This is a genomic window from Streptomyces sp. TRM68367, from assembly GCF_014495685.1.
Taxonomy (GTDB): Bacteria; Actinomycetota; Actinomycetes; order Streptomycetales; family Streptomycetaceae; genus Streptomyces.
In genome coordinates, this window is sequence record NZ_JACTVI010000124.1 from 1 (window position 1) to 11984 (window position 11984).

Below are 11984 nucleotides of genomic sequence, written 5' to 3' on the forward strand. Positions count from 1 at the left end.
ACCACCACCCGAAGGACGAACCAGGACGAATCCTCAACCCCGACCGACCACCCCAGGCCGGCGCGCGCACGTGAATGATCGAGGTGAGGGCCTCCAGGGCGTGCACATCGCCGATCTCCTGGACCGGCTCAAGAAGAAGAACTGGGGCTTTGAGGCGTGGGACATCGCGCGTCTGCGCAGGTGGTGCGAGGCCGCTGGGTTCCCCGTGACCAAGACGAAAGTCGGAGCCAAATCCCCCACGTGGGGCATCCGCGCCGACCAACTGGTCGCGGTCGTCGGGATGCCCCTCCTCGACTACCTGGACACCCTCGATCAGACCACCCTGCGCACCCCGACGGAGGCCCCCGCGGAGGGGGGTGCCGAGGCCCCCGCCGAGGCCGCAGAACAACCCCCTGCCGACCCCTCGCCTGCCCCCCTCCTCAGCCCCGAGCAGGAGGTGCTCAGCGGGCCCGTGCTGAGGGTCGTTCCCGACCCCTCCCCGGAGACCGCAGCCTGACCCCGCCCAGAAGGCCGTAGAACCCATCTACCGGGCCGTCTACCTGCGGTTCTACCGACGCATCTACCGCCCTCTACCCGCCTCTACCTGTCCGTCTACCGACCGAGCAGCCTGCCCCGAGAGGGGTTGGACTCCCTCAACCAGGAGCCCCGCGCGATGACCTTCCTCGGTATCCCGCTGCCCACCGCCGGGCAGGCCGCTGGCCTGCTCGGGCTCGGCCTGCTCATCCTCGTACTGCGGGGCACCGCAGACCGCGGCAAGCGGATCCAGGAGTTGCGGCAGGAGATCGAACGACGCGCGGCGGTGCTCAGCGGCTACCCCGAGGGCTCCGAGGCGCACGAGCTCTACAAGGAGGAGACCGACGCCATGGCCCGCGAGATCCGCGAGCTGAAGGCCGGTCGGGTGGTGCCGAAACGGCTGGTCATCGTGGCTGTCCTCGGTCTCCTCCTTCTCTGCGTCGCCGTGGGTGCAGGATCGTGACCGCCGCCCGGCGCGCCTGCCCGAACTGGCTCCCGCGACGTCGGGGCCTGCCGGCCGCCGGGCCCCGGGCGGCGCGAGTGTGGCGGCTCCGTGGTGAAGCGGAGCCCGCAGTGACGATGACGAGTGAGAGGAACACTTGATGAGCGAGCGCGTGAATGTGTCGGTCCTGCTGTTGATCGGGGACGTGGCGGAGGTGACGACGCCGGAGCGGGACTCCTCCGACCCGGAGCGGGTGCCGGTCGAGCGGATCACCAAGGACACCGGTCTCGCGCGCGGGGAGCTCGCGGGCGCGGACCTTGTCGCCGTGGTCGGCGAGAACGGCGAGCTGGAGCGGTTCGAACTGCCGTAGGCGGGGCGGGCCGGACTCCTTCGGGTTCGGCCCTGTCCCATGCCATCGGTGTTGTTGCAAAATTAGAAGTGAGTGCTGTAAAGTTAGACGCGTCAGGACGGGGGGTGAGAGCCCCGGAACTGACAGACCAGTTGAAAATTCCAGAGAGGAGATGTCGTGGCAGATCACGACAGCAGGGAGCGGTTCCTGATGCTCAAGGAGGCCGCCCTCGGGATGTACGCCTACATGCAGGCACTTTTCGAGGAGCTTCCCCTCCCCGTCACGGTCCCGGACCTGGAGCCGAGCGGTGACGACGAGGACGCCCCGGCGAAGGCCCTCCTGAGCCTGAACCGAGTGCGGCAGCTCATCGAGGACGAGCCGATCTCGGAACGCCACAAGCGATCCTTTGAGCACATGGTGCTCGACTGGTTCGCGGCCTACGAGATGTTGGTCCTCACCGAGCTGGCAGGACCCGCCCCCTGGCGACTCGACGTTGTTCAGTTCGCACTCGTGCGGATGACGACGTGGATCGAAGTGATCGAAGGCGACGAGCCGGACGACAGCCAGTCGTAACGGTTCAACCGCCCCGGGCAGCCAGCCCGGGGCGGGCACCTCCTCCCGGAACTTCAACCGGTCCCCACTCTCACGCAGAAACACAACAGGGGCCGACGCGGTCCCCGGCTCGCGCGGGGGTGAGAGAGCGTCGGCCCCTACCAGTTGAAAACTCCGCAAAGGAGAATCACCGCCATGGTAGACGCACCCCGCCTGATCAGCCCCGAGATCGCCGAGACGTACGGGGTGAGCCTGAGCACCGTCACAAAGACCTGGATGCAACACCCCGAGTGGCCGGGGTCGACCGGCAAGCGGGGCCGCTTCAAGGAGTACGACGCCGCCGCCGTCGACAAGTTCGTCCAGGACCACGCCGCGCGGCCCACGGTCGACCTCGAACCCGAGCGCCTCTACACCGCCCAGGAACTCGAAGAGGCCGATATCGGCGTCACCGCCGGAACGATCCGCGCCGACCGCTCCCGGGACCGATGGCCCGAGCCCGACAACACCGCCCACGGCGTCAACCGATGGCGCGGCTCCACCGTCACGCAGACCATGAGCAAGCGCCGCAGCTACCGACGCAGCTCGCACGGCGACGAGGAATGATCGGCTCCCCGGCTCCCGGACTCGTCCGCCCATCCGTGTGACCGTGCGTCCGGACACCCTCGGCATCCGGATGTGCGTCCGCGTCCGGACATCCGCGGACGTCCGGATATCCGTCCGCGTCCGGACATGAGGAGACCCCCGCCGGATGCTTCCGTGCGGGGGTCTCGTCGTCGCCTGCGACTACGCGTTGCCGGCGCGCGGGCGGACGTGGGGCGCGCCGGCAGCTCGGGCCAGGCGCATGATGTGGTTCCGGTCGTACGGTGAATGCTGCGCGATCTCACCGGGGCCGAGGTTGCGGTCTGTGTAGTGGCGGACGATCGCCTCGTGCAGCGCCTCTCGGGCCTTGTCCCGCTTGGACTCCGCATTCCTGAACTCCTTGGTGTGCTCGTCCAGCTCCGCCAGGGCGGCGGCCACGACGGCATCCGAGTATTGCGGCTTCGGCTCGTTCGGGTCGCGGTTCGGCCCCTTCAGTGGCGTGACGGGAGGCACGGCCTCCGCGCCGATCCGGCCCACGTGGTTCCGGTCGTACGGCACATGATCAGCGATCTGCCCCGGCGGCGCACTACGCGCCCGCAGGTGCTTGACGATGCACACGCGCAGCTTCTCCCGCGCCTCGTCAACGGCGTCCTCAGTGGAGTTGTAGCGGTTTGTGAGCCGGTCCAGCTCGCGGATGGCCTTCGTCTCGGCGGGGTTGTCGGTAGCAGGCATGGCCCTCACTATGCCACATGGTGTTGCAACGTGGGAGCCATGATACATGAGGAAGCAACTTGACATTGCAAACTCATATTGCAATGCTGTGGTGCGTAAGGATGAGCCCCGCCCACGGAGGACCCCATGCCCGCCATTGCCACCCCGGAAGAAATCCAGCAGATCGTCAAGGGCATGTCGGAGCGCATGCTGACCTACCTGCGCTTCTACGCCAAGAACCCGCAGGGCAGCATCGCCCGCACCAACCTGGGCAACGGGGGAGGCACTCACGGCGCCCTCGTGCGCCGCGGCCTGGCTGGACAGGGTGCCGACGGGCGCGGATACCGGGGGTACTTCCTCGCCCCCCTCGGGTGGGCCGTGGTGGAGCATCTGACCGGCTCACACCGCCCGGCGGACACGGGGCGGCGCGCCCTGGACGAGGCCCTCAACGAGGCGTACGGGGCCGACCTGCCCGCCGACGAGACGCCGGCCGAGGTGGACGTGCGCACCCTGTACGCCCCGCGCGAGCGAGTCCGCGTAGCCCCGCAGAGCTGGGACGCCTTCAACAAGGTGTACGTGCCGCAGCCGGAGTACGTGGGCGAGATCGTCCACTACACCCGCAACGGGCAGTACCGCGTGCGCGAGCTCCACCACGACACCACGTGTGACTACGACGCGAAGACCGAGCTGTTCAAGCTGCCCACCATCGATGACGTGGTGGACGCCCCCCACGACTTCTACGACGCCGGCAACCGCAAGCACGAGGGGCTGCCCGCCTCCCACGTGCGCAAGGTCGTGTCCAACCTGCGATTCCAGAAGAAGCCGTTCCGCCAGGACGAGCACGGGGCCATCTGCGTGGAGGACCGCCGGTACGTGCCGCAGCGCCCCGCCGAGGAGGCGCCGTTCCAGCCCGGCGACCGCATCGTGTGCGCCGACGGCATCACCCGCACCTTCAAGGCCATGGCCCCGCACATCCCCGGGGAGCCCGCCCGCGTGATCGTGGAGGGGGGCGGCGCGCAGTGGATCGCCGAGGACTGCCGCCCCGCTCGCACCCCGGCCGCCGAGGGCAGCCTGCCCGAGGACGCCACGCACCCGGACGTCGTGGCCGCCCGCGAGGCCCTCGCCGGCCTGGCCGTCGCCACCATGACCGACCACCACGACGTGCACGAGCCGGAGGGCGACGAGCAGCTCGTCCGCGGGTACCTCATCGAGCCGCGCGGCCACGGGCGCGTCGCCGTGTACTGGCTGGAGAGCGGAAAGACGATCCGCCGGGACACCTTCCTGCACGGTGCCGCCCTGGACTGCCTCGCCGACCGCTTCCAGCGGCGCGGCTGGCGCGTCGAGCGCATGCTGCGCAGCAGCGTGTGCGTGTTCGCCCACCGCCCGAGCGCGGACGCCGAGGCGCCGGCCGAGCTGCCCGCCCCGCAGCAGCCCGAGGAGGACGGCATCGCCGCCGGGCCGCACCGCATCGCCAACACCGGCGAGAACATCGACGGCCCGTACAGCGCCTATGCGTTCGCGTGCAGTCGCTGCGACAAGCACGCCACCTACTCCGACTTCTGGAACGGCCGCGTCCGGTGCACCCGCAGCGCTGAGCGGGAGTGGGCACAGGAGCGGGCCGAGGGACTGCTGAACGACGTGACATTCAAGGGCGCGTCCACGTTCGAGATCAACGACGGGGACCGCGTGGAGCAGCGCCCGCGCGCAGGAGCCGTGCAGTACCTCACCCTGCTGCTGCTCAACGGCTGCGCGCACTCCTGGTACACGGCCGAGCTGCGCATGTCCACCAAGCACGACAGGCACATTGCCAGCATCAAGCCCGTTACCGTCCAGGAGCAGCACGACCGCGCCGAGGCGGAGCGCCCGGCCGAGGCCGACCGCATCCGCACCGAGCGTGCCGAGGAAGCCCGCGCCCACATAGACAAGGTGGAGGCGCAGGCCCTCGCCACGAACCAGGTGATCGCCGAGCGCGCCGCCGCCCTGCTCAACGAGGCCGGCCACACCGAGCACACCGAGGGCCACTACGGCTACCGGATCCGCGTGAACCACCTCGCCGTGGGCCTGTACGCCGTGGACGAGGAGGGCCAGGAGTACACGGGCCACACGCTCGACACGTTCCTGGACGGGTACACCGCGACGCTTGAGGGAGCGGGCTGGTACGTGGAGTACAGCAAGACCGGATATCACGGCTCCTGCCTGGCGATCCTGCCGAACGACGTCGAGGAAGCCGTGCGGGAGGGCAAGAGCCGCCGGGAGGCTGCCGAGCAGGGCGGCGTGAGTGGCCCGGGCGAGTCCCCCGCCAACCCGCTGGACACGGTGGACTTCGGCGAGCCGCGGTGCGTGCACGGGTTCTACGAGCGCCCGGAGGACCGCACCAACCCGGTGAAGGCCTGCGAGCGCAAGCACCCGAACCAGAGCGCCGGGGTGTTCTCGGACGAGGGATGCATGGATGCCTTCGACTGCGCCGTCCAGGCCAGCGACGAGGCCCACCGCCTTAACAAGGAGGAGGAGCACCCCGCGGATGACCCGCTGTACATGTGGGCCCTCATCTGCACCGAGCACGAGGAGCAGCGCGCCGACGCGTGCGAGGACTGCGCCGAGGAGCCGCAGGACGAGGAGGACGAGGAGGAGGCGGAGTAAGCCCCGGAAAGCCTGACGGGCGCCCCGCCTCACCAGGGCAGGGGCGCCCCCTTGTTGCACCTTGACATTGCATCATCGTGATGCAATGCTATGGGGTGTAAAGACAGTGCGCCCCACGGAGGACACCATGGCCACGACCGCCACCCCCCAGATCACCCACCCGCTTGACGTAGCGCGCCCCGACGACGTCACGGTCTACGAGGACGCCCCCGGCAAGTTCACCGTGGAGCGAGGGGAGCAGGTCCTCGGGGTGATCTGGGATGAGGGGGAGGCCATGACCCGCGGCCGTTACGCCACCTGGTCCCCGTTCGGCACTGGGAACGGCTGCACCGCCGGCTTCTACGCGGACGGCGCGGAAGCCGTCGACGCCATCGCGCGCACCTGGCCCGTCCTCGCCGGCGAACTCGCCGAGGAGCTGAACGTGAACCTAAGGGAGCTGCTGGACGAGGCCGGACGCCTCGCCGCGGAGTGGGCCAACAAGGGCCCGTACGCCGTGTTCCGCACCATGGCCGGACGCAACGGCGAGATCACCGCCACCGCCGCCCAGACCCTGCGCGAGCGCCTCACTCCCGCCGAGGAGCCCCAGGAACCGGCCAGCCCCACCGAGCCGCATGAGGTGCACCGCGAAACCTACCGGGACACCACCATCGTGGTGACGTACTACCCCCTGCTTCAGTGCGACACCTGGACGAGGGAGCCGTTCCACGTCGCCGCCCTGGAGGGCACTCGCACGGAGAGCAGGTCCGCCGACCTCGACACCGCGCTCGCCCGAGCCCGCGCCAAGGCGGACGAGCGCCACGCGGACGCCGAGATCCTGCCCCGACTGCGCCCCCTGATCCACTCCCGCAAGACCTCCGAGCACCTGGAGAAGGAAGGCGAGCCGTTCACGGTGGACGAGGTGGTCTACGTGTACGCCATGGGCGCGTGGCGCCGAGGCCTGGTCACCAAGGTTGGCCGCACCCGGGTGACCGTCGCCTATGCCACCACCCCCTCCGCGGAGCAGGACCGCGTGTTCCGCAAAGCCTCCGAGCCGGAATGGGTCGCCCGAGCCGAGTAACCCACCCCACGGCCCCCGCCGCCCGGCGGGGGCCGACGTATCCCCTGGAGCCCCTCATGCATGCCTGCCCCGACAAGGCACACCGCCCCGCGTGGCGCGTCCGCGTCCGCCGCGCCAACTACTCCGCGTTCAACGGCTACCGCCGCACCCCGTCCCCCTACTCCCTCGTGCACTGCGGGGACTGTGGCGCCCTGTGGCGCACCAAGGCCGCGTACGTAGACACCCTGCCCGACGAGCATTTCTCGAAAGCGACTTGACGTTGCAACATCATGATGCAACACTATGGGTGTCGGGACGGGGACGCCGCCCCACCAACCCCCAGGAGGACACCATGGCCGAGATCACCGCCACCACCGCCCAGCACGCCCCCGCCCAGGTCGGCAACGGCCGTACTGTGCACCTGACCGACGCCGAGACGGTCAGCACCGAGACCCTGTGCGGCCGGACTGTGACCCGCGTCCTGACTCCCGAACAGGCCGAGAAGAAGAACAAGCCGTGCCGGGAGTGCGCCCGGGCCGCCGAGGAGATCGCCGAGGCTGCACGCCTGGCCGCAGACGCCGAGGAGGCCGCGGAGTCCGCGGAAGCGGGCGACACCCCCGCCGAAGTTGGGGAGCCCGCCGAGGTTCAGCCCGAGGAGGAGGACGAGGCGCCGGCCGTCGAGGTCGAGGAGCCCGCCGAGGCAGAGCCCGAGGAACTGGAAGAGGCGCCGGCCGCCGAGGACGCGGAGCCTGCCGAGGACACCCCCGCCGGACAGGCCGAGGTGACCGCCTACACCGCCGCCATGGAGCAGCTGTTCCTCAACGGCACGGACAAAGAGGACCGCGCCCTGTACGTGGACGCTGACACCGTCCTGGAGGCCATCGCCGGCCTGCGCCGGATGCCCCGCTGGAACGCCAAGGAGGAGCGATTCACGGTCAATAAGGTGGCCCTGATCCTGGTCCGGGACGACCAGGGGGAGCGCGTATGGGTGCGCGGAGAGACCGACCCGATCCGCGTGGACCTCGCAGGCGCCCCGGTGGACGCCGACGCCCCCGCCGAGGTGGGCCCGGTGGACATGGCCGCCGTCCTGGCCGCAACCCGCCTCCTGCGCCGCCGCCGGGAGGTCCAGCGGGTCATCGACAACCGCGAGGCCGCGCGCGCCACGAGCACCCCGGCCCCGATGGTCGAGGAGCCCGCCGCCCCCACCGCCTGACTGGCCCCGCCACGGACGCCCCGCCTCCACTCGGAGAGCCGGGGCGTCCGGCTCTCGCCCGCTGCCGCAAGCAAAACGGCCCGCCTGCTGGAGGCGGACCGAAGTCGAAGTCTTCTCGGGTTGGTGCCCGGGGTGGGAGTCGAACCCACACTTTCCCGCGTTTAAGGCGGTTGCGTCTGCCAGTTGCGCCACCCGGGCCAGGGTTTACGCGGTGGCCTGCGGCGCACCGTCGACGGCTAAGGGCGCATAACTGAGACGCATACCCGTCTCAACGAGTCGAGATCCGGAACACCCTGAAAGTGTGTCACATGTGATCGTCGTATCTCGATCCGCCTCCTTCCGTACACGCGTTCTGTTCCTCCCTCTGCGCGTCAAGGCTCAAGTAAACAGCGTCCCCCGCTGTAACTTCCTGCCATAGGTGGGGAATTGGTCAACATTCGTCTCCCGATGGCGCGATCGAGGGCGTGGCCCGGTGGGGGGTGGACGGGCCGATGCCCTGCGTGCAACGGGAAAGCGGACGGTCGCCCGGCTTGCTGACGTGCCGGTGGCAAGTGCCGAAAGGTTGGCCGCATCTTGCGCTCCACCTCGTTGAAGCCGTTCGCCGATAGCCAAAGCAATGAACGCCGTGTCAGCGAAGGGTCTCCCCTGCTGGTCGTCGGCATCGCGGACGGCCGATCCCGCCCCCGGGTCGGGGCGTCCGGCTTCCCTGCCCCTTGCTCGGTCACGAGCAAGCAACGGTGCCAAGCATCCCTGTGATGCAACTTGACCATGCAACCTCATGATGCAAATATTGGTGTCACGAGGACGGGCAAAGAGCCCAAACCGCATGGGAGGGAACCGAGATGACCAGCACCACCGCCACCACCGCCAAGACCCTGGCCAAGCTGGTCGACGCCGAGACCGCCCTCAAGGCCGCCCGCGCCGAGGAGACCCGCACCGCCCGCACCGCGGAGCGCATCGCCGAGCGCCTGCGCAAGGCCCGCGCCAACACCGCCAAGGCCCGCCGGGGCCTGCGCGCCGCGGAGTCCACCGGCAAGCGCGTGACTGTGGCCGTGCGCCGCCTGGAGCGCGCAGAGGCCAAGCAGAGCGAGGCGCAGACCGCGCACACCGACGCCAAGCAGGAGGCGACCGCCGCCCGCCGTGCAGCCGGAACCGCCGCCCGCCGCATGGACACCCTCGCCCGCCGCGCCGCCCTGGCCGCCACCGCCACCGTGAGCGACATCGCCCGCCGCCTCGGCGAGAAGAACCTTGCCCCCGCCGCCACCGAGGACCGCACCCTGCCGGAGCAGGAGCTGCCCACGGTGGAGGACATCGAGACCCACGCCGCCCGGTTCGCCGACCTGGACCAGCGCGCCAAGGACTTCAGCAAGGCCGCCGACGTCGAGAAGAAGTGGCTGCGGCAGCTGCCCGCCGGAACGTACGGGCGCGTGACCGTCACCCGCACCCCCGGCCGGTCCGTCCTGGACGGGGATCAGGTGGCCCTCGACTACCTGAACTTCGCCGGAGCCCTGCCCCCGCGCAAGTCCACCAAGACCACGTTCAAGGTGGACGCCCGCGCCCTGCTGGCCGACCTCGCCGCCGCCGAGCAGGAGGCCGGAGTGGTGGAGCTGAACCCCGCCGCCTGACCGCCCCACCCCCCGGCCGGGCGCCCCACCGGCGCCCGGCCCCCTCGAACGGAGAGCTGCACGTGATCACCCTGCACGCCACGTACAAAGGCCGCACCATCGAAATCCTGGCCCCCGTCAACCCCTACGGCGCCCCCGCCTTCACCGTCAACGACGCCTCCCCCCGCCCCGGGGAGCGCATGCTCGGCGAGTACGGCCAGACCGCCCGCGAGTGCCTGGCCATGGTGCAGAAGATCATCGACCAGCGCGACGAGGACGGCGTCAAGGGCATACGCGGCACCGTGGACTACGCGTTTTGGTACGCCCCGGGTGCATGGGAGGAGTGCCCCAACGGCGCAGGCTCCGCGTACGGCAGCCACATCAAGCCCGTGGACGCCCCGTGCAACGAGGACACGTGCAAGGCCCGGGCCGCTCGCGAGGCCGCCCGCAAGGCCCGCCGCGCGCAGGGCAACCCCACCGTGCCGGCTCTGTCCGGGCAGTTGGCCCGGGCCGGATTCGAGCGCACCGGCGACGACGGACGGCTGACCGCAGGCTTCCGCGTGATGAAGAACGAGGGCGGGCCGTCCGCCGGCGTGCGGGTTGTCTGGTACGGCGAGGGCGCCCGCATGCCCATGGACCGCGAGCCCGGGCGCCTCGCCGAGATCGCCGAGTTCATCCGCGGCAAAGGCAAGTACGCCGTCCGGTACGAGGGCGGGGCGAGGGTCGAGGTCACAGCCAAGACCGCCTAGCCTCAAGGCACCCCTCTGTTGCTACTTGACGTTGCAACACGAGGGTGCCATTATGGGGGTGTGAGGGGCGGACGCACCGCCCCGCCGGAAGGAGCCACCAGCCATGACCCGCACGTTCAACATCCGCACCACCGAGGACGCCGTTGCCTGCATCGCAGCACTGGCAACCGAGGTCATCGCGGACGGGAACCACCCGGGTCACGACCTGGAGACCGTGTTCGACCGCATCACCTCCGGCGACGTGCTGTGCCTCATCCGGCAGTACTACGACCGGCGCGTCGGTAACGGCGAAAGCCCCCGACAGGCCGTGATCGGCGTGGGCCAGAGCCTCATCGCCCACTACTGCCAGAGCGCCGGCATACCCCCCACCAACTAGCCACCCACCCGGGCGGGCGCCCCACCACGGCGCCCGCCCGGAAGCGCACGCGAAAGGCACATCCCCGATGCACGACTGCGACGGGTCCACCAACAACGGCACCCACAACTGCCCCAAGCGCGCCGTCTGGCAGGTCAAGCAGAAGGACAGCCCGCAATGGGTCTGGAGTGCCTGCGCCCAGCACCTCAACCAGGTCGCAACGTGGCTCCTCGGCGGGGAGCAGGGCGAACTGGACCTCCGCCGCATCGCCACCACCGCCGAGTAACCCACCCCCACACGCCAAGGAGTCAGCCGTGTCCGTCCTGCCCCGCTACATCCCCGCCGCCGGCCTCCAGCAGCTGCACGAGGTACTCGCCCCCCTCGGTATCACCCCGGAACCCAAGCCGGGCCGCCGCATCACCCTCACCGCCCAGCACAGCGGATCGGAGTGGACGTTCACGTACTTCGGCCACGGCAACGTGTGGGTGACCAAGGGGCCGGGCTACGAGCACGGACCGGCCGTGTTCACCGAGGAGATGGCCGACTTCCTCACCGCCGCCACCGAGCCCCCGGCCGAGGGCGACCCATGCATGCCCCACCAGCGCTATCACTGCGGCCACTGCCCGCACGACCTCTGCCAGGACTGCGAGCGCTGCCCCTGCTCCTGCAAGTGCTCCGCAGTCGTCGTGCGCAAGGTCTCGCCCGGCACCCCGGCCCCCAAGACCTACGTCGGCGTGCCCGTGCCGATGCGTGTGCGCGAGGAGTGGGACCAGCCCACCGGCGAGTTCTGGCGCCTCGGCGTACGCAGCACCCTGGCCGTCGCCTAACCCCCACCCACCCCGCCCGGGCGCCCGCAACGGCGCCCGGGCCGACCGAAGGAGCCATGCCGTGACCTACGGCCCGAGCCCGTACGACAGCGACCCCGAGGCCATCAAGTGGGCCCGGGCCAAAGTGCAGGCCGAGATCGAACGAGCCGAAGAGGTGGCCGCCGACCTCACCGCCGTAGAGGACCTGGACGCCGCGCACCGCTGGACCTTCCTCGCCGCGTACATGCGCCGATGGCTGCTCGGTGTCCCCGACAGCCCGGTGATGGGCCGTTTCGATGAGCGGCTGCCGCCGCTCGATGAGCCCGTGCACGGTCAGGCCGCCGACCAGCTCGGCGAGCAGCTCCGCGCGACCCTCCCACACCCGAAAGCAACTTGACGTTGCAATATAAGAGTGCAACTATGGGGGTGTGAGGG

Annotated in this window: 16 protein-coding genes and 1 tRNA gene; 15 read left to right on the top strand and 2 right to left on the bottom strand. The window is 70.2% G+C overall.

Going from position 1 to position 11984, the window contains the following annotated elements; all coding sequences use genetic code 11:
- Positions 1–70: 70 nt before the first annotated feature.
- From H8R17_RS40165 to H8R17_RS40185, 5 genes are all read left to right on the top strand, one after another.
- Positions 71–496: a hypothetical protein gene (locus H8R17_RS40165; protein ID WP_187828139.1), complete on the top strand. Its 426-nt coding sequence runs from the start codon at positions 71–73 to the stop codon at positions 494–496.
- 156 nt (positions 497–652) lie between these two features.
- Complete coding sequence (locus H8R17_RS40170) at positions 653–976, top strand: hypothetical protein (RefSeq protein WP_187828140.1); 324 nt, start codon at positions 653–655, stop codon at positions 974–976.
- A 139-nt stretch (positions 977–1115) separates the two neighbouring features.
- A complete protein-coding gene (locus tag H8R17_RS40175) occupies positions 1116–1325 on the top strand; it encodes a hypothetical protein (RefSeq protein WP_187828141.1) in 210 nt (69 codons plus the stop codon).
- 156 nt (positions 1326–1481) lie between these two features.
- The gene (locus tag H8R17_RS40180; protein ID WP_316959682.1) at positions 1482–1877 is read left to right on the top strand and encodes a hypothetical protein; all 396 of its coding nucleotides are present in this window, start codon (positions 1482–1484) and stop codon (positions 1875–1877) included.
- 174 nt (positions 1878–2051) lie between these two features.
- The gene (locus H8R17_RS40185) at positions 2052–2459 is read left to right on the top strand and encodes a hypothetical protein (RefSeq protein ID WP_187828142.1); all 408 of its coding nucleotides are present in this window, start codon (positions 2052–2054) and stop codon (positions 2457–2459) included.
- 180 nt (positions 2460–2639) lie between these two features.
- Here H8R17_RS40185 and H8R17_RS40190 read toward each other — a convergent pair whose 3' ends face one another.
- Positions 2640–3167, bottom strand: coding sequence for a hypothetical protein (locus H8R17_RS40190; RefSeq protein WP_187828143.1), 528 nt, complete (start codon positions 3165–3167; stop codon positions 2640–2642).
- Between the two features lie 126 nt (positions 3168–3293).
- Between H8R17_RS40190 and H8R17_RS40195 the strand changes: the two genes are divergently transcribed.
- From H8R17_RS40195 to H8R17_RS40210, 4 genes are all read left to right on the top strand, one after another.
- Positions 3294–5786 (top strand): hypothetical protein, encoded by a 2493-nt coding sequence (locus tag H8R17_RS40195; RefSeq protein WP_187828144.1) that lies wholly within the window; start codon positions 3294–3296, stop codon positions 5784–5786.
- A gap of 127 nt (positions 5787–5913) precedes the next feature.
- On the top strand, positions 5914–6843 hold the full coding sequence (locus H8R17_RS40200; RefSeq protein WP_187828145.1) for a hypothetical protein: 930 nt from the start codon (positions 5914–5916) through the stop codon (positions 6841–6843).
- Positions 6844–6899: 56 nt separating this feature from the next.
- A complete protein-coding gene (locus H8R17_RS40205; RefSeq protein ID WP_187828172.1) occupies positions 6900–7100 on the top strand; it encodes a hypothetical protein in 201 nt (66 codons plus the stop codon).
- A 74-nt stretch (positions 7101–7174) separates the two neighbouring features.
- Positions 7175–8035: a hypothetical protein gene (locus tag H8R17_RS40210; RefSeq protein WP_187828146.1), complete on the top strand. Its 861-nt coding sequence runs from the start codon at positions 7175–7177 to the stop codon at positions 8033–8035.
- Positions 8036–8156: 121 nt separating this feature from the next.
- Here H8R17_RS40210 and H8R17_RS40215 read toward each other — a convergent pair.
- Positions 8157–8233, bottom strand: a tRNA-Leu gene (locus H8R17_RS40215).
- Positions 8234–8877: 644 nt separating this feature from the next.
- Here H8R17_RS40215 and H8R17_RS40220 point away from each other — a divergent pair.
- The 6 genes from H8R17_RS40220 to H8R17_RS40245 all read left to right on the top strand — a co-directional run bounded on the left by H8R17_RS40220 (position 8878) and on the right by H8R17_RS40245 (position 11946).
- Positions 8878–9660 carry a hypothetical protein gene (locus H8R17_RS40220; protein WP_187828147.1) on the top strand — a complete coding sequence of 261 codons (783 nt, stop codon included), beginning with the start codon at positions 8878–8880 and terminating at the stop codon, positions 9658–9660.
- Between the two features lie 62 nt (positions 9661–9722).
- A complete protein-coding gene (locus H8R17_RS40225) occupies positions 9723–10388 on the top strand; it encodes a hypothetical protein (protein ID WP_316959683.1) in 666 nt (221 codons plus the stop codon).
- A gap of 103 nt (positions 10389–10491) precedes the next feature.
- Positions 10492–10764 carry a hypothetical protein gene (locus H8R17_RS40230; protein WP_187828148.1) on the top strand — a complete coding sequence of 91 codons (273 nt, stop codon included), beginning with the start codon at positions 10492–10494 and terminating at the stop codon, positions 10762–10764.
- A gap of 67 nt (positions 10765–10831) precedes the next feature.
- Positions 10832–11029, top strand: a complete 198-nt coding sequence (locus tag H8R17_RS40235; RefSeq protein ID WP_187828149.1) for a hypothetical protein — start codon at positions 10832–10834, stop codon at positions 11027–11029.
- A gap of 28 nt (positions 11030–11057) precedes the next feature.
- On the top strand, positions 11058–11570 hold the full coding sequence (locus H8R17_RS40240; RefSeq protein ID WP_187828150.1) for a hypothetical protein: 513 nt from the start codon (positions 11058–11060) through the stop codon (positions 11568–11570).
- Between the two features lie 61 nt (positions 11571–11631).
- Positions 11632–11946, top strand: a complete 315-nt coding sequence (locus H8R17_RS40245) for a hypothetical protein (RefSeq protein ID WP_187828151.1) — start codon at positions 11632–11634, stop codon at positions 11944–11946.
- The last annotated feature ends 38 nt before the right edge of the window (positions 11947–11984 follow it).

Bases quoted from the DNA above. Each gene is read 5' to 3' on its own strand.
- H8R17_RS40170 (WP_187828140.1), top strand. From the start codon at position 653: ATGACCTTCCTCGGTATCCCGCTGCCCACCGCCGGGCAGGCCGCTGGC.
- H8R17_RS40175 (WP_187828141.1), top strand. From the start codon at position 1,116: ATGAGCGAGCGCGTGAATGTGTCGGTCCTGCTGTTGATCGGGGACGTG.
- H8R17_RS40185 (WP_187828142.1), top strand. From the start codon at position 2,052: ATGGTAGACGCACCCCGCCTGATCAGCCCCGAGATCGCCGAGACGTAC.
- H8R17_RS40190 (WP_187828143.1), bottom strand. From the start codon at position 3,167: ATGCCTGCTACCGACAACCCCGCCGAGACGAAGGCCATCCGCGAGCTG.
- H8R17_RS40195 (WP_187828144.1), top strand. From the start codon at position 3,294: ATGCCCGCCATTGCCACCCCGGAAGAAATCCAGCAGATCGTCAAGGGC.
- H8R17_RS40200 (WP_187828145.1), top strand. From the start codon at position 5,914: ATGGCCACGACCGCCACCCCCCAGATCACCCACCCGCTTGACGTAGCG.
- H8R17_RS40205 (WP_187828172.1), top strand. From the start codon at position 6,900: ATGCATGCCTGCCCCGACAAGGCACACCGCCCCGCGTGGCGCGTCCGC.
- H8R17_RS40210 (WP_187828146.1), top strand. From the start codon at position 7,175: ATGGCCGAGATCACCGCCACCACCGCCCAGCACGCCCCCGCCCAGGTC.
- H8R17_RS40220 (WP_187828147.1), top strand. From the start codon at position 8,878: ATGACCAGCACCACCGCCACCACCGCCAAGACCCTGGCCAAGCTGGTC.
- H8R17_RS40230 (WP_187828148.1), top strand. From the start codon at position 10,492: ATGACCCGCACGTTCAACATCCGCACCACCGAGGACGCCGTTGCCTGC.
- H8R17_RS40235 (WP_187828149.1), top strand. From the start codon at position 10,832: ATGCACGACTGCGACGGGTCCACCAACAACGGCACCCACAACTGCCCC.